Origin of the sequence: Flavobacterium sp. (genome assembly GCF_031537875.1) — a bacterium.
Taxonomy (GTDB): domain Bacteria; phylum Bacteroidota; class Bacteroidia; order Flavobacteriales; family Flavobacteriaceae; genus Flavobacterium.
On the sequence record NZ_JAVKNB010000010.1, the window covers coordinates 360066 to 377972 of the forward strand.

16 protein-coding genes are annotated in these 17907 nt (G+C 34.2%); 7 read left to right on the top strand and 9 right to left on the bottom strand.

The window, feature by feature from the left end; translation table 11 throughout:
• Nucleotides 1-56: 56 nt before the first annotated feature.
• Nucleotides 57-1340, top strand: a complete 1284-nt coding sequence (gene rocD, locus RMR09_RS06815) for an ornithine--oxo-acid transaminase (RefSeq protein WP_310595046.1) — start codon at nt 57-59, stop codon at nt 1338-1340.
• A gap of 114 nt (nt 1341-1454) precedes the next feature.
• Nucleotides 1455-2261, top strand: a complete 807-nt coding sequence (locus RMR09_RS06820) for a DUF481 domain-containing protein (protein ID WP_310595047.1) — start codon at nt 1455-1457, stop codon at nt 2259-2261.
• Between the two features lie 4 nt (nt 2262-2265).
• On the opposite strand, the gene RMR09_RS06825 is transcribed toward RMR09_RS06820, so the two are convergent.
• From RMR09_RS06825 to RMR09_RS06865, 9 genes are all read right to left on the bottom strand, one after another.
• A complete protein-coding gene (locus RMR09_RS06825) occupies nt 2266-3042 on the bottom strand; it encodes an NIPSNAP family protein (RefSeq protein ID WP_310595048.1) in 777 nt (258 codons plus the stop codon).
• Between the two features lie 108 nt (nt 3043-3150).
• Complete coding sequence (locus RMR09_RS06830) at nt 3151-3498, bottom strand: DUF86 domain-containing protein (protein WP_310595049.1); 348 nt, start codon at nt 3496-3498, stop codon at nt 3151-3153.
• On the bottom strand, nt 3491-3790 hold the full coding sequence (locus RMR09_RS06835; RefSeq protein WP_310595050.1) for a nucleotidyltransferase domain-containing protein: 300 nt from the start codon (nt 3788-3790) through the stop codon (nt 3491-3493). The genes RMR09_RS06830 and RMR09_RS06835 overlap by 8 nt, the downstream gene beginning before the upstream one ends.
• Nucleotides 3791-4060: 270 nt before the next feature.
• Nucleotides 4061-4585: a hypothetical protein gene (locus tag RMR09_RS06840; protein WP_310595051.1), complete on the bottom strand. Its 525-nt coding sequence runs from the start codon at nt 4583-4585 to the stop codon at nt 4061-4063.
• A gap of 425 nt (nt 4586-5010) precedes the next feature.
• Complete coding sequence (locus tag RMR09_RS06845; RefSeq protein ID WP_310595052.1) at nt 5011-5589, bottom strand: outer membrane beta-barrel protein; 579 nt, start codon at nt 5587-5589, stop codon at nt 5011-5013.
• Between the two features lie 265 nt (nt 5590-5854).
• Entirely contained in the window at nt 5855-6520 is a 666-nt protein-coding gene (locus RMR09_RS06850) for a hypothetical protein (protein ID WP_310595053.1), read from the bottom strand.
• A gap of 196 nt (nt 6521-6716) precedes the next feature.
• Nucleotides 6717-7289, bottom strand: a complete 573-nt coding sequence (locus tag RMR09_RS06855) for a hypothetical protein (RefSeq protein ID WP_310595054.1) — start codon at nt 7287-7289, stop codon at nt 6717-6719.
• A 217-nt stretch (nt 7290-7506) separates the two neighbouring features.
• On the bottom strand, nt 7507-7896 hold the full coding sequence (locus RMR09_RS06860) for a hypothetical protein (protein ID WP_310595055.1): 390 nt from the start codon (nt 7894-7896) through the stop codon (nt 7507-7509).
• Nucleotides 7897-8056: 160 nt separating this feature from the next.
• Complete coding sequence (locus RMR09_RS06865; protein ID WP_310595056.1) at nt 8057-8665, bottom strand: hypothetical protein; 609 nt, start codon at nt 8663-8665, stop codon at nt 8057-8059.
• 322 nt (nt 8666-8987) lie between these two features.
• Between RMR09_RS06865 and dnaK the strand changes: the two genes are divergently transcribed.
• The 5 genes from dnaK to RMR09_RS06890 all read left to right on the top strand — a co-directional run bounded on the left by dnaK (nt 8988) and on the right by RMR09_RS06890 (nt 17813).
• Nucleotides 8988-10874, top strand: a complete 1887-nt coding sequence (gene dnaK / locus RMR09_RS06870) for a molecular chaperone DnaK (protein WP_310595057.1) — start codon at nt 8988-8990, stop codon at nt 10872-10874.
• A 381-nt stretch (nt 10875-11255) separates the two neighbouring features.
• Nucleotides 11256-12326 (top strand): magnesium/cobalt transporter CorA, encoded by a 1071-nt coding sequence (corA, locus tag RMR09_RS06875; RefSeq protein ID WP_310595058.1) that lies wholly within the window; start codon nt 11256-11258, stop codon nt 12324-12326.
• 28 nt (nt 12327-12354) lie between these two features.
• Nucleotides 12355-14448: a phosphate acetyltransferase gene (gene pta / locus RMR09_RS06880; protein ID WP_310595059.1), complete on the top strand. Its 2094-nt coding sequence runs from the start codon at nt 12355-12357 to the stop codon at nt 14446-14448.
• A gap of 16 nt (nt 14449-14464) precedes the next feature.
• Nucleotides 14465-15658 (top strand): acetate kinase, encoded by a 1194-nt coding sequence (locus tag RMR09_RS06885; RefSeq protein ID WP_310595060.1) that lies wholly within the window; start codon nt 14465-14467, stop codon nt 15656-15658.
• 55 nt (nt 15659-15713) lie between these two features.
• Nucleotides 15714-17813, top strand: a complete 2100-nt coding sequence (locus RMR09_RS06890; protein ID WP_310595061.1) for a glycoside hydrolase family 97 protein — start codon at nt 15714-15716, stop codon at nt 17811-17813.
• The last annotated feature ends 94 nt before the right edge of the window (nt 17814-17907 follow it).

Below are 17907 nucleotides of genomic sequence, written 5' to 3' on the forward strand. Positions count from 1 at the left end.
TGTTAGTTGTATTGACTAAATTTGGTTTTCAAAATTAATACAAAAAAACACTTGTTATGAGTCACGATACTACTACTTTATCTGCTACTTCAGAAGCTTTAATTGCTAAAGAAAATCAATACGGAGCGCATAATTACCATCCTTTACCGGTGGTTTTGGATCGAGGAGAAGGGGTGTATGTTTGGGACGTAGATGGAAAACAATACTATGATTTTCTGTCGGCATATTCAGCGGTAAACCAAGGACATTGCCATCCAAAGATTGTCAACGCCATGGTACAACAAGCTCAAAAGCTAACGTTGACTTCTAGAGCATTTTTTAATGATCAATTAGGTCCGTATGAGGAATATGTAACGAAGTATTTTGGTTTTGATAAAGTCTTGCCTATGAATACAGGCGCAGAGGCAGTGGAAACGGCTTTGAAATTGTGTAGAAAATGGGCGTATGAAGTAAAAGGAATTCCTGAAAATGAAGCTCAAATTATTGTTTGTGAGAACAATTTTCACGGGAGAACCACTACCATTATTTCATTTTCTAATGATGAATCGGCGCGTAAGAATTTTGGACCGTTTACCAATGGATTTATTAAAATACCATATGATGATGTTGATGCTTTGGCGAAAGCCTTGGCTTCTTCCAAAAACATAGCTGGCTTCTTGGTAGAACCAATTCAAGGCGAAGCGGGAGTATATGTGCCTAGCGAGGGGTATTTGGCACAAGCCAAAGCGCTATGTGCAGCCAACAATGTTTTGTTTATTGCTGATGAAGTACAAACCGGAATTGCTCGTACGGGTCGATTACTAGCGACTTGTGGGAATTGCGAATGTAAAAAAGGATGTGAAAACAAACCGGAAGTAAAACCAGATATTTTGATTTTAGGGAAAGCACTTTCGGGTGGGGTATTTCCTGTTTCTGCAGTTTTGGCGAATGATGCCATTATGAATGTCATTCATCCAGGGCAGCACGGTTCTACTTTTGGTGGTAACCCAATTGCTGCAGCTGTTGCAGTTGCGGCATTGGAAGTCATTAAAGACGAAAATTTAGCACAAAACGCGGCCTATTTGGGTGAGGTTTTCCGTCATGGATTGAAAGAAATCGCCTCTAGAAATCCGTTAATTCAATTGGTACGAGGAAAAGGATTATTGAATGCCATCGTGATTGATAGCGATGAAGATTCGGATTTAGCGTGGGAAATTTGCTTGAAATTCAGAGATAATGGTCTGTTAGCCAAACCGACTCACGGGAATAAAATTCGGTTAGCACCGCCATTGGTGATTACCGAAAGTCAAATTCACGAATGTCTCGGAATTATTGAACGTTCGTTGAATGAGTTCAGATAAAAATACAAACCCCAAAAACAATTTGTTCTTGGGGTTTCTTATTTAGAGTAGCGACTGAATGAGTTGTTTTTAAGAAAGTCGCTATATTTGAAGAGTAAATCGTATCCGTTAGTTATGGGAAAAGCATTTTTTAAAATACATTATTGCGCATTTTTATTCCTTATTTCTTTAAGTACTACTGCTCAAGTATTGAGTATTGATAGAGAAATTCAATCGGATTCGATTAAGAATAAATGGCTGCATAGTGTTGATTTTTCTCTCAGTTCCGATAAATTGAAAAAGAACTTATTAGATGTAAATTCAAGAATAGAAACCACTCGATTTTTTACTAACGATTATGTTTTAGTGGGTTCTGTAAATAATGAATTGACTTTGAATGGGAACGATGTCCTTCAGAATGAAGGCTATGTGCAACTGCGTTATCGAGATAATGACAAGCGTCAATGGAGTGATGAATCCTATGTGCAATACCAATGGAATGACGCCTTAGGAATGGAATTTCGTCAAGTTTTAGGTTCCAACTTACGCATTCGAATTTTTGACAGAAAAGCCATTGATCTGTATTCTGGTATAGGTGTTTTTTATGAAAAAGAACGATGGAATTGGAGTGGAGTGGACGACCTAGTTTTGGCTGCCAATCCCAATATATTGAACCGTGATTTGTATCGCCTGAATCATTATTGGAAATTTGCGTGTGCTTTGAATGACAACTTGGATATTTCGGCAGTGTCGTATTTTCAGTTTCCTTTGAATGGCGATTTTACCAATTTGAGATGGTATTGGGATCTTAAAACCAATCTTAAAATCAGCAAGAAAACCAGTTTTGTGATTCATTACGACCACACTTATGACAATTACCGACTAGTACCTATTGCTAAATACTATTACTCCATTGATTTTGGAGTCCAAGTAAAATGGTAAAATTTTAATAATCGGAATAGTCTGTTGGATACAAAAATAAAATATCAATATGTGAAATGGTATTTTTGTATTTATCCATAGCGATTAAGGATTTCCACTCTGGCGAATCGACAAAAGCTTTCCAATGATTGTCTCTACTTTCTTGATTAGCAAACGTAGTTAAATACATCAAATTGGGCATTTTCCCTCCTGATAGCACTTCGCCATAAAACACGGCATTGAATTGCAAGCGTTGGAATAATTTGATTTCTCCACCTGCATTAAACATATCTACTTTTCTGCGGTAAATGGCTTCGGTTGCCGACTCATAACTGCGCAATTCATACACACGATTGGCTCTTGGACGATCTAATTGTGGTAAAGTTAATAACGGATGATCTGTAAAGGCTTGTAATACTACCGATTCGATACGTACATAAGGTGCTTGATTATATGCTGCATCAAGATAAGGTGATCCAATGGTTAGGTATTCTTGGTCTTTGGCTAATTTATTCTCCAATTGCAGAAATTGCTTGCTTGATGCAAACGGAATGACCACTACAATTTTTTTAATAGAATCAGCAGCAAAAGTTTTAGGTTTAAATACACCTACAGCTTTGATACCTATTCTTTTTAACGCCGGTAAATAAGCGTCTTTTAAAAAATTTTCGGTTACGGTTAACTGCGACTCTGATTTGAGGTTATAGGTTTTAATCTGGTACAACTCTCTTTTTTGTGCTGCGCTGTTGTAACTGATTACTACGATAGCAAAGCAGTACAATAGGGTCTTGATGGTTTTCATAACGATGTGTATTTTAGGCTAATGTAAGGAATTGTTTTGGAGTTTTTAATCGAAAGATTATCGAGGTAGTGGGAGGGCGATAGTTATCGTAATTTCAAATAATAATTTTTAATTCTCTGTAATTAACACATCAACTTCTACTTTTAATTTTGGAAGATGGTTTGTAAGTATTGACCAAATATTTTCATCAGAAATATTGTCATAAGCATGAATTACTTGATTTCTTAATCCAATAATTGCTTTCGCATTACTAATTTTATCAGTAAACGAATTGTCTCGGGTAATTATTCTGTTTACTGCTTCTCCAATAATTTCAAGATTTCTTTCGACAGCTCTTTTAAGCATTACGTTATTTTTGTACTTGAAAAAATCTTTTTCTTCTTCTTTGAAAAAGCTATCTATTTCGTCAATACAGAGTTTAATGTCATATAGCCATTTGAGAATTCGTTCATCCATAAATCAGCTCTTTAGATTTGTTTATTGAGTTGATTAAAATTGGGTTTTTAAGTGTTTGTTCTTCAACTAAATCCACTTCACGACCAAATAATTTTTCTAATCTTTCTTTGAAATCCATATAATTATCAAAATATTTTGACAACTCAATGGATTTAAATTTCACAAGAAGATCAATGTCACTTTTTGTATTGAAATTAGAATTTAAAGCTGAACCAAATAGATACATCTTATCCACATTGTATAGTGTACAAAGCAATTTCAAATCTTCTCTATTTTTGTCAATTATTCCCATGAAGCAAATTTAGGTAAAAAATGTTTTCTTTTACGGGTTAATTTAGTTTATTCCTTTCCAGTCATGGCTTTGAATTTGTCCATGTCCAAGTAAATGATTCCCCATTGATGTCCGTATAAGTCTTCAATATTGCGCACTTGCATAAAGCCCTCGTCAAGTAGTGGTGTTGGCTCTGTCCCACCTGCTTTCAGTCCATTGTCAACAATTGTATTAAGTTGGTCAAGACTAGCTAAAGGAAGCGTAAAGGAGTCAATGTTGTTTTCTTTAGGGTTAGCAACGGTTTTTGCTTAAATCACGTTTAAAAAGTATGGTATTGTTTTTAGCAATATAGTCACCAGATAAAATTAAATAAGGATGATTGGGCGAGAGACCGGCACTACGACTTTTTATAGTTATTTTGTCGTTTACTTTCAAGCTTTTTAATTTTTCAAAATCTTTTGAAACGTATTGCATCATGTATTCTTCACCATCGATTTGAACGATAAGCCATTTTGGACCTGATGCATTCGTGGTAGGACGCTGAAAAGTAACAGAGGTAACCACTCCTTCCATTGGAGCGAATGTTTTGATGGAGTTTTTGATCTTTGTGTAACTCGCTTGTACTTTTTTGCCCGCAGGCGAAACTTGCCATTTTTTGTATTGGATGCCATCAGGCGAGGCCTCCCATTTTTTCAAGGCAGCTTTCTTTTCAGTCGCTGAGTTTGGTTTTACCTGTGGGGTAGTTTTAGTATTTGAAAACGCTGGCCCGCACACCATCACAAGTGCTATCACCAGTTTATAAATTAGTTTTATCATTGGTTTTATTTTTTATAAGTTTCAAACTTAAATGATATTTTTTAGTTTGAATCTTAAATATTTCACAAAACTGGGTTGGAAGGTAGTTTCTAGGGATAGGAGTGGATTGTAAAAAAAAAGTGAAATTGAGTTGAAGAATCTGATATTTAAATTTCCTGCTATTGCGAGTATCCATAAATATATTATTAACGTTCCCTCGCCTGGCCTAGTAGCGACCTGCAGCAAGGTTTATAAACTTACTAATTTAAGATTTTTTAGCGAAAAATCGAACGTGTTGTTTATTGTTAATAGAGTTATTGCACTAAACCGCTGTTAGTAGATTTATTAAATTTCCTTAAAGTTCTTTCTTAATTTCAATAACTTATAATAATTGAAGGATGAAGAAAATGGAATATTTGATTCTCCTCTTCCGAATGCTGTTAAGTTTAAAAATTATATCTTAAACCGGTACCTAATGCAATAATATTTATTCTATTATTAGAATTAATTTGGATTACTTGACCTCCAAACTGAAGTTCTTGCCATTTAGCAGCAGTATAATCAAGATTTATTGAAATTTTAAATCCTTTGGACACTCCAAAATTAACAGAACTTCCCAAAACAAAACCATTTCCTGTCAAGGTAGCATCATCATCACCTGTACCTTTAGATTTTCCAACAACGCTTAATGCATACTGAGGTTTCAGATCAAGAGATATTTTTTTTCCAAGATTTTTTGTGTAAATCGGCCCAACTGAAAACACACCTACTCCGACTGCTGAATTACCATTATTTTTAACTAAAAAACCTGAAGAATTAAGATTAATTGTTACTCCCCAAGAATCATTAAAACGATATCCAAAGTTAATAAACCCCAAATTTAGACCTACATTATTCAAATTACCTACACTATCACCTCCTAGCTTTGCTACTCCAACAGAAACACCTAAATAACTCTTAGAATTTTGAGCATTTGTAATACAAATTGTAAACACAACAAAACCTATCAAAAAAAATTTGCTCATATAATATTTTCATTTAAATAATAATTCAAAAATAATTCAAATTTCTTTAACTTTTAAAGTTAAAATTATTGACCCGTTCAACCACTTTTAACTCTCTTAAAATTCGTAACCGTTAAGTTTACGGCTTAACGAAACTTCATATAAATTCAACTAAATTACAGCTTACTCAAAATACAATGGGGAAAAGTTGTTTTAATTGTTGTAATATATTGATAAAATCTTCTCTTTTCTCATTTTTAAAAACAGCTATTGGCAAATCGTTATTTTAGAATTTTGTTTTTAATGTTGATATAGAATTATTTATTGCATCATTTATTGAATTTGTTAGATTTCCAAAATCTTCGCCTTTTTTCCAATTTCCGTTCATTTTAGCGACAGTTTGGAAATTTTCTTGTTGCAATAATGAATTATCGTTTAAATCAATAACTTCTGTTCCAATATTTACATAACCTTGTTTGTCCAACTCTATAAATCCGGAATAACTAACCAATATTCCGTATTTTACCTTTACAAACAAAATTTCGTCCACATTATTTATAGCTTTTAGGTTTCTGAAATCTTTTTTGCTATACTTTTTTTCTGAATTTGGCTTTTCAAAATTAGTTAGATTTTGGTAATCTATTTTCTTGTCTATAAATTGGAATTGTTTATTTTTTGAATTTAAAATATTTGTAATTTCAGATTTCAATGTTTCATTTAAATTAAATTTCGGTTCTACTTTCTTCAAAGTCTCAGTGAATCTATTGCCGGATGTTAAAGCCATATCCAATAATCCTTGTCCTCCATCTCTTGCCATTCCAATGCTGTCCACTTGCAAAATTACTCCAACTTTTTTTGTATTGTAAAATTGTTGATTCAAAGGTAAAGTTGTTACGCAACTTGTAACTATTAGTAAGAATAAGAGTCCGAAAGTCAATTTTAATAATTTCATATTTGTTAAATTAATGTTTGAATTTTTTTTCAATTTTTAGTTAAATTACACACAACTTGTATATAAGCGAAGGTTTATTTCGCTTTATTATTTCCTCGTTTTTTTCTTACAAATCAACAATCCAAATTCTGATTCAGCAGTTATGTTTTAACGAAAATACCTGAATAAAGTGCAGTGATTGTTATAGTAATACATTTTAAATTTCATTATTACTGAGTTTTTGTTTCCATTTATCAATAATTTCTGCATTTTTTCCAAAATTAGATTCAATATCAAATTCATTAAGAGATTTGTCTCGAGCATTTAAATATGTTTCTATAATTCCGTTAATTTTATTTACATTTCCCGCATTTATTTTTTTACTATTAATTTCTTTTTCTGATTGTTTTGCAAAAAAATGTGCAATCTCATATTTCAATTGAAGATAATTTAAAAGTTGTTGTGTTTCAAGTTGTGGGTTAACCCACGATAAATCCCTTCTAATTCCTCCATATGATTCAACTGTAATAACTCCAGTCCAAAAATTTACATTTTTAGTAAAAACGCCAAATGTCAATTCTATATTAGCATTCAAATCTTTATTTAAATCAGGTGACATTTTAAAATCAGACCATTCTAAATTCTTTTTTGACCTTAAACTAATGGTGTCCCCTTTGTTTGCTTTGGTCATTTCCGAAATAACTTTATCCCATTTTTCTTGATTTTTTCCCTGACCAAAAGTAAAAAGTGTTAAACAAAGAGCTAAAACGGTTAATATAATTCTAATCATTTTTTTTAATTTATTGGTTAAGTTAAATTTTAACAGTATTTTTTATATTCTTGTTTTTCGTAGTCACTTACATTGCCTATTTATCTTCACGAGATAAACTCAAGCAGGAACTAATTATGTGTAATCTTTCGGTAAAAACAAAAGGATAAATTGCAAACTTTTTTCAAATTAAACCAATTGTCCAACTAGCGTTTAGCATTCGTTGTCAGTAGTGTATTTACTGTTTTATATATTTTGATTGAAAGCAGTCAGTACATTCATCATTTAAGTATAAATTATCTGACTCTATTTTATAACTTTGTCTAAATTCGTTAGAACCAGTAATTATCATTTCTCTTTGTCCTCCAAAAATTGAATTTTGCGATTGAATTTGGAATTTTTCTTCTGCTTTTAGAAGTCCATTTTCATAAGTTTTAATTGTCGAATCCGTAAATTCAAGTAGGATACTTTTTCCAGTAGTTGTTGGATTTTCTATTCTTCCGTTTATTCCTCCAGATGATTCAATCCATTTCCACTTACCAACCAAATTGTTACTTTTTGCTATTTCACTATCATTATTACAAGATGTGAGAATTAATACTATTAATAATAAAATTGAGTTTTTCATACTATATTTTTTAGTTCATTTTTTTACGCTACTGCCAACGTCCTCGCAATACAGCGGGTTTGAGTTCTAAATTAAGATTTATTTTTCGTTTATCACTAAACTGCCAAATACAAACCAATTTTTCAATTAAGCCAAATCCCCAAATTGCTTGTAGCGTGTGTTAGGCATAGTTTATTATTTTTTGTTCCATGTTATCCCAGATTTTTAAGAGAGTATTTGTGCCCTTTGAAGCTATTTTAAAATCATTTTTCCCTTTTGATGTCAGGATGTATTTATTTCCAACTTTACTTACTATTCCTTTTTCAGACAGCCATGAAATTGAAGTTTGTATTTCTTTGTGCGTTGGAATTACATGATTAATTCCATCAGCAATCATAGAAATGTCATTAAAATCAGCTGGTTCTCTATCTGAAGCTATGGAAATAGCTAAATATATCCATGAGATTGTTCTTTTGTCCTGTGGTTTTTTCAAAGCTTGTATTTCGATCTTTTTCGGAACTCTATTTCGAAGTATAAAACCAGACATTTTTCTGTCTAGTGTCAATTCTTTATATTGATTTTTAATATATGGTCTTGCCCCGTCAGCTGGAAAAAACTCAGTTTTTAAATACTCTACATCTTCTTCATCTAATTCACTAACAGTTCCGTCTTCGTTGACATAAACATACTCAAAACCAGACTCCTTTGATCTTAATGGAATGAAGTATTTTAAATAGATCGTCAGTCCTATGGTGGCGATGATACCTAATATGGTGTAGATTATTGTCATTTTAAATTATGCATAACTTGTATATAAGCGAAACAAACTTTCGTATATATACCCAATACCGAATAAATTGGCGATAGTTTGTTTCGTTTTATTATTTTCTCAAATATATTATTTTTTTCTTACAAATCATTGAAAGGACTTTTGATCATTTTTTTAATAAGCCTATATTAATTCAGTTTCAAAATGTCATCTTGTCAGCCATTTTTACGTCAGTAGGGCTAAAAACTGACAATTTATATACTGTCAGTGCCTTGGCACAAAGATTGACTTACGCACTTCGAGTTATTAAAACGAATATCTAATAAAATTAAATATAATCAAAATGGGTAAAATCATCGGAATTGATTTAGGTACGACCAACTCTTGTGTTTCTGTAATGGAAGGTAACGAGGCAGTAGTTATCCCTAATGCGGAAGGAAAAAGAACAACTCCTTCTATCATCGCTTTTGTAGAAGGCGGAGAAATTAAAGTAGGAGATCCTGCAAAAAGACAAGCGGTAACTAATCCTACCAAAACGATTGCTTCTATCAAACGTTTTATGGGACATTCTTTTGCTGAAGTTTCAGGCGAAGCAAAAAGAGTTCCTTATTCAGTAGTAAAAGGAGACAACAATACACCACGTGTGGATATTGATGGTCGTTTATACACTGCTCAAGAATTGTCAGCGATGACACTTCAAAAAATGAAAAAAACAGCTGAAGACTATTTAGGTCAAACAGTTACTGAAGCAGTTATTACTGTTCCAGCTTACTTTAACGATGCACAACGTCAAGCTACGAAAGAAGCGGGTGAAATTGCTGGTTTAAAAGTAATGCGTATTATCAACGAACCAACTGCTGCTGCATTAGCATACGGTTTAGATAAAAAAGGACAAGATCAAAAAATTGCAGTATACGATTTAGGTGGAGGTACATTTGATATCTCTGTATTGGAATTAGGAGACGGAGTTTTTGAAGTATTGTCTACAAATGGAGATACTCACTTAGGTGGAGATGACTTTGACCAAACTATCATTGACTGGTTGGCAGACGAATTCAAAGCAGAAGAAGGAATTGACTTGCGTTTGGACCCAATGTCATTACAACGTATCAAAGAAGCAGCTGAGAAAGCTAAAATTGAGTTGTCATCTTCAGCTGAAACTGAAATCAACTTACCTTACGTAACCGCTACAGCTTCAGGACCTAAACACTTAGTGAAAAAATTAACAAGAGCTAAATTTGAGCAATTGTCTGATGCTTTAGTAAAACGTTCTATGGAACCAGTGGCTAAAGCGTTGAAAGATGCTGGTTTGTCAACTTCTGATATTGACGAAGTAATCTTAGTAGGAGGTTCTACTCGTATGCCAAGAATTGCTGACGAAGTGGAAAAATTCTTTGGTAAAAAAGCGTCTAAAGGAGTAAATCCTGATGAGGTGGTTGCTATTGGAGCTGCTATTCAAGGTGGAGTTTTATCTGGAGATGTAAAAGATGTATTGTTACTTGACGTAACACCTCTTTCTTTAGGTATCGAAACTATGGGTGGTGTAATGACTACATTAATTGAGTCTAACACGACTATCCCAACTAAAAAATCACAAGTATTCTCTACTGCTGCTGATTCTCAACCATCTGTTGAAATCCACGTATTGCAAGGAGCTAGAGCAATGGCTGCTGATAATAAAACAATTGGTCGTTTCCATTTAGATGGTATTCCACCAGCACCAAGAGGAGTTCCTCAAATTGAAGTAACTTTTGATATTGATGCTAATGGTATCATCAAAGTTTCGGCTACTGATAAAGGAACTGGAAAATCGCACGACATTCGTATCGAAGCTTCTTCTGGATTAACAGCAGAAGAAATCGAAAAAATGAAAAAAGATGCTGAAGCGAATGCTGACGCAGATAAAGTAGCGAGAGAAAAAGCAGAAAAATTGAACGAAGCAGACGGAATGATCTTCCAAACTGAAAGTCAATTGAAAGAATTAGGTGATAAATTATCTGATGACAACAAAGTGGCTATCGAGTATGCTTTAACTGAATTGAGAATGGCTCACCAATCTCAAGATATTGCTGCAATTCAAACTGCTTTGGACAACATCAATGCAGCTTGGAAAAAAGCTACTGAAGCGATGTATGCTCAAGGAGAACAAGGTCAAGCGGATGCACAACCTCAAGGGGATGCACAATCAGGAGACAATGTAGAAGACGTAGAATTCGAAGAAGTGAAGTAATAACTATTTCATTCCTATAAATAAAAAACCGAGCTAGCAATAGCTCGGTTTTTTTGTTTTCAAACCTATTGTTGTTATTTTATTACGTCAGTTCGAGTGTTTTATATGTATCCAGATAATTTTCTGGATACATATAAAATGTATCGAGAACCATTTTTAATATCATTTTCATGTTCTCGATACAATTTTCTTCCCGAAGATTCGGAAGAAAATCACTCGAACTGACGAAAAATGATATTAAAAACTAATTGTCTAAATACTGGTTTAATCAATTGTTTTTTCTTTGTTAAATATGATTAATCTCATGAAAGGGAGTGTTTTTTCTAGTTACTTTTGTAATGTTGTAAAGCCAAAATCGAAATCAACACTAAATCATGCTGAATGAGAAAAATTAGATATAAAAAAGGACGGAAAATCCAGCCTTTTAATTTAGAGTATACCGGACTTCATAAAAGTCATGATGCTGAAATGCAATTGTTTGTGTATAATGATGTTGATTTAATAGAGTATGAAAAAATAGATGTTGCTGATTTTGCCAAAAGTATCGAACCTCAAAAGACCAATTGGATCAACGTCCATGGGTTGAATAATCTAGATTTAGTCAAATCCGTTGGCGATTATTTTGCCATCGATAACTTTATGCTCGCCGATATTTTAAATACAACAAAGCGAACTAAACTAGAGGAATTGCGTGAGGTACTCTTTTTTAATATCAAATCGTTATTGCCTACAGAGCATTCGGATAACATTCAGGTAGAACAAATTAGTTTCTTGATTAAAGATGGTGTCTTGCTGTCGTTTCAAGAAAAACGAAGTGATTTCTTTACACACATTCGAGAACGAATCCGAACCCATTCCGGGATTGTTCGAACTAAAAAAGCAGATTATTTATTGTATATTTTGCTCGATGCGATTATGGAGAATTTCTATATCACGCTAGAACATGAGGAAGATAAAGTAGAAGACTTAATCAATCTTTCCAAAAGAAGTGATAATCCAGTCATTTTAGAACGCATTGAAAAACACCGTGACAATTTTAATTTCTTAAAGCGTTCCATTGTTCCGTTACGCGATTCCTTGTATGATATCAAAAGCATCAAAGACGACAATGTATTCAATGCAATTGAGACTGAGAATTTTAGTTTCTTCGCCCGATTGCATCAAAAGAGTTTAGAACTTTTGGAACAAATAGATTACGATATGGTATCTCTTGAAAGCGCCTCCAATTTCTTTTTTTCGTACCAAGCGCATAAGATGAATGAAATCATGAAAACCTTGACTATCGTGTCGGCTATTTTTATTCCGTTGACCTTTATTGTTGGGGTGTATGGGATGAATTTCGAAAATATGCCTGAGTTAAAATATTCATACGGGTATTACACCGTAATTGGTATTATGGTAGTGATGGGAATAGCCATGTTGTTCTATTTTAAAAGAAGAAGATGGTTTTGATCTTTAGCTAATAAAAACAAAAACAGAAATGAGTAAATCAATATATATAGCAACCAGCGAACCAAGTAGTGGAAAGTCGATAGTGACCTTAGGGTTGATGAGTATGCTGATTGGAAAAACGGCTAAAGTAGGTTATTTTAGACCTATTGTTGAGGATTTCGAAGAAGGTGGATCGGATAATCATATCGAAACTGTAATTTCTCATTTTGGGCTTGATATTCAGTTTGAAGATGCGTATGCGATTACTAAAAGCAAACTAATTAAGAAAAAAAACAAAGGGAAATTAGGCGATGTTCTTGATTTAATTATCGAAAAATACAAACGCCTCGAAGAACGTTTTGATTTTGTATTAGTTGAAGGAACGAGTTTTACCGGAGAAGGAACTGCAATCGAATTAGATATAAACGTTTTAATTGCTAAGAATTTAGGAATTCCCGCAGTTATTGTAGGTACAGGAGTAGGTAAAACTTTAGAAGAGTTAATAGATAGTTTACACCTTGTTTACGATTCTTTCAAGATTAAAGAGGTGGAAGTGTTGGCTATATTTGCCAATAAAGTCCAACCTGAAAATATTGAGTTGGTGACTGCCGGTTTAAGAAAGAATCTTCCAGAGAGTATTTTGATCAATACGATACCGGTGATTTCAAGCTTGAATCATCCAACCGTTCAAGAAATTGTGATTGATTTGAATGCCAAGGTTTTATTTGGCGATGCGTATTTGAACAATCAAACAAGCAATTTTAGTGTAGGCGCGATGCAATTGTGCAATTACCTACTGCATTTGAAAGAAGATAGTTTAGTAATTACTCCTGGCGATAGAGCCGATATTATTTTGGGTGTTTTACAAGCCAATGAATCGGTTAATTACCCCACAATAGCAGGAATCGTTTTAACTGGTAATATTCTTCCAGAACCGAGTATTTTAAAACTAATAGAAGGGCTTTCTCCTGTTGTTCCTATTATTTCAGTTGAAGAAGGAACGTATTATATTACCAATAGAATAGGGGCGATTAAATCTAAAATTTACGCTAATAACAAACAAAAAATAGCAACTTCAATTACTACATTTGAAAAGTATGTTGCTATTGACAATTTAGCTCAAAAGTTAATCACTTTCAAAGCGGAGGGAATGACACCTAAAATGTTCCAATACAACTTAGTCAAACGTGCCAAAATGCATCGAAAACATATTGTTTTGCCAGAAGGTAGTGATGAGAGAATCATCATTGCTGCGGCTCGACTTTTGGCAATGGACGTAGTTGATATTTCTATTATTGGCAACAAAAAACAAATAGAAAGTAAAGTAGCGGAATTAGGTTTGGATTTGGATTTTTCGAAAGTACAAATCATCAACCCAATTGAATCAGAGTATTATGACGATTATGTAGCTACTTACTACGAATTACGAAAAGCCAAAAATGTATCGATGGCGATGGCCAAAGATTTGCTTGAGGATGTTTCGTACTTTGGAACGATGATGGTGTACAAAGGTCACGCTGACGGAATGGTATCTGGTGCAGCTCACACAACCCAACATACTATTTTACCAGCGCTTCAGTTTATTAAAACAAAACCAAATTGTTCCGTCGTTTCGTCTGTATTTTTCATGTGTTTAGAAGACCGGGTGTCTGTTTTTGGAGATTGTGCCATCAATCCAAATCCTACCGCAGAACAGTTAGCCGAAATTGCGATTTCTTCAGCAGACTCAAGTTTGGCTTTTGGTATCGAACCTAAAGTAGCCATGTTGTCCTATTCATCGGGAACTTCTGGAAAAGGCGATGAGGTGGATAAAGTTCGTAAAGCAACCGAAATGGTGAAGGCACAACGTCCCGATTTAAAAATTGAAGGACCCATTCAATATGATGCGGCGGTTGATTTAGAAGTAGGACAAAGTAAAATGCCTAATTCAGAAGTAGCAGGTCACGCTAGTGTATTAATTTTCCCTGATTTGAATACGGGAAATAATACCTATAAAGCGGTACAAAGAGAAACGGGAGCTTTGGCCATTGGACCAATGTTACAAGGTTTAAATAAACCAGTAAATGATTTGAGTCGTGGTTGTACCGTTGATGACATCATTAATACCGTTGTTATTACGGCAATTCAAGCACAAGGTTTATAAATAAAATACACGATTAATGAAAATTGTAATATTAAATTCTGGGAGTTCTTCTATAAAATACCAATTGATTGAAATGCCATCACAAACCGTTATTTGTAGCGGAATGATTGACCGAATTGGTTTGGATAATTCCAATTTTTTATACAGTACACAAAAGAATCAGGTTGAAGAAACTCTCGCTGTTCCTGACCATACCATAGGATTAGAAAAAATTGCGGCTTTATTGTTAGATGAAAAAGTAGGAGTGATTAAAAGTACTTCAGAGATTCAAGCCGTGGGACACCGAGTAGTACATGGAGGGAGTGATTTCTCGGATACAGTTGTTATTACAGATGAAGTAAAAGATAAAATCAAACAACTTTTTGATTTGGCACCCTTACACAATCCTGCTAATTTAGAAGGAATTACTGTAGCTGAAACTATTTTTTCATCCGCAAAACAAGTGGCTGTTTTTGATACGGCTTTCCATCAAACTATTCCTGTTGTAGCACATAAATATGCAATTCCGAATTCTTTTTTGACGGATAATAAAATTCGTGTGTATGGATTTCATGGCACCAGCCACAAATACGTTTCAGAAAAGGCGATTGATTATTTGCAGCAACACAATTGTGCCGCTTCAAAAATCATAACTATTCATTTAGGGAATGGGTGTAGCATGACTGCTATTCAAGACGGTAAAAGTATTGATCATACCTTAGGTTTTGGCCCCATGAACGGACTCATTATGGGAACTCGAAGTGGTGATATCGATCAATCGGTTATTTTCTATTTAGTCAATACTTTGGGCTTTACTTTAGATAAAGTCAATACTCTTTTACAAAAAGAGAGTGGAATGTTTGGGTTGACAGGCTTTAGCGATTTAAGAGATATTGAGGCTAATGCCGAAAAAGGAGACGAAAATTGCCAATTGGCTTTAGCGATGAATGCGTACCGAATTAAAAAATACATCGGTTCGTATGCGGCTGTTTTAAACGGATTGGATGCGATTGTTTTTACAGCTGGAATAGGAGAGAATTCGTCATTGATGCGTAAATTGGTTTGTACGGATATGGATTACTTCGGATTGACATTGGATACCCAAAAAAATGAAATTCGTTCTAAAGAAATTCGAGAAATTAATTTAGCCAATACCAAAACCAAAATTCTAGTCATACCTACCAATGAAGAGCTAGAGATTGCTAATCAGGTATATGATTCCTTGAACTAAATCAATAATAAAAACTTAATTTAACTATATTCGCTTTCTCAAAAAAAACATATAAATGAAACAGTTAATTTCTCTTTTTTTCTTGTTTGCGGTTGGATTAACGCAAGCGCAAACGGTGAGTTCTCCTTCAGGTAAAATCGTACTTAATTTTAAATTATCGGCTTCTGGTCAACCGACTTATGCTGTAAATTACAAAGCTAAATCAGTTGTTGTAACCAGTGATTTAGGGATTAAATTAAAGGATAAACCGGCATTAGATGCTAATTTTGAGATTCAATCCTCTAAAAATAGTACGTTCAATGAATCATGGAAACCGGTTTTAGGAGAACAAGCGTCTATTGTCAATCATTATAATGAATTGGTGGTGGGATTGATTCAAAAAGGGACGAATGTAAAAGTGAATTTGGTATTTAGAGCGTTTGATGAAGGTGTCGCTTTCCGATATGATTTTCCAAAGCAAAAGGAGCTGAATTATTTCATTATTTCCGATGAAAACACGCAATTTAACTTGACTGAAAACAATAAAGTATTCTGGTTGCCAGGCGATTTTGATAGTAATGAATACGAATACAACGAAACTAGATTTTCTGAAATAGACAATTCAAAAATTAATATGAACAATGGAATTGGAGTCAAATCCATTCCCGGAAAATATACGGTTCAAACGCCTTTGATGATGAAGTCACCATCAGGTTTGTATTTGAATATTTTTGAAGCAGCGGTAGTCAACTATCCTGTGATGCATTTGAAAGCGGATGTGACTAATTATAAATTAAAATCAGAATTAGTTCCCAATGCTATTGGTGATAAGGCTTATTTACAAACCCCTTGTGTGTCGCCTTGGAGAACGATCATGATTAGCGATGATGCTAGAGATATTGTGGGTTCAAAAATGATTTTGAACTTAAACGAACCTTCAAAAATTGACGATACTTCTTGGATTAAACCAATGAAATATGTTGGGATTTGGTGGGAAATGCATGTGGGAAATTCGACTTGGGATTATGCAGGTTCTCAAAATGCTACTACTGATTTTGGAACAAAACTAGCATCCTCAGGACGCCACGGAGCGACTACAGAAAACACCAAACGCTATATTGATTTTGCTGCCAAAAATGGATTTGACGGCGTTTTAGTAGAAGGCTGGAACGAAGGTTGGGAAGATTGGTCGGGCAATTGGAAAGAAGAAGTTTTTGACTTTGTTACTCCTTATCCTGATTTTGATATTGCGGCAATTTCAGACTACGCCAAAGCGAAGAATGTTAAAATGATTATGCATCACGAAACTTCGGGTTCAGTAGCGAATTATGAAAGACGTTTGGATCGCGCTCTAGAAAACATGGTAAAATACAATTATCCTGCTGTTAAAACAGGTTATGTGGGTAAAATTATTCCCCGTGGCGAATTTCATGACGGACAAACGATGGTGAATCATTTTGAACATGTGGTTCGACGTGCCGCTGATTATAAATTGATGGTCAATTCACACGAATCGTCTCATCCAACAGGTTACGGAAGAACGTATCCAAATTATGTGGCTGCCGAAGCCGCTCGTGGAACTGAATTCAACGCTTGGAGTGTGGGTAACCCACCCATGCACGAAACCATTTTGCCTTTCACTCGTCAATTAGGAGGGCCAATGGATTATACGCCAGGAATTTTTGAAATTAAGATGAGTCATTATGACAAGAAGAAAACAGAACAAGTACACACGACTTTGGCAAAACAATTGGCATTGTATGTGACGATGTATTCTCCTATTCAAATGGCGGCCGACTTACCCGAAAATTATGAAAAATATCCAGATGCTTTTCAGTTTATCAAGGATGTAGCGGTAGATTGGGATGACAGTACCTATTTACAAGCAGAACCTGGAGATTATTTAACAATTGTCAGAAAAGCAAAAGGAAAGCAATCGTGGTTTTTAGGGGCTATTACCGATGAAAATGCAAGACAAACGGAAATCAAATTGGACTTTTTAACCAAAGGAAAAAAATACAAAGTCACGATTTATGAAGACGCTAAAGATGCTGATTGGAAAAATAATCCGATTGCCTATACCATACGAACAATAGAAGTCACTAGCAACTCAAAAATAAAATTGAGTTTGGCTCCAGGGGGAGGGACAGCCATCAGTTTCGAACCGATTAACTAAAATTAAAAACCTGCAAGATTCCTTTGCAGGTTTTTTTATAGCCTTTGGTTACCCTAGTTTGGAAAAGAATTCCGAAATTGCCCAATCAATAAAT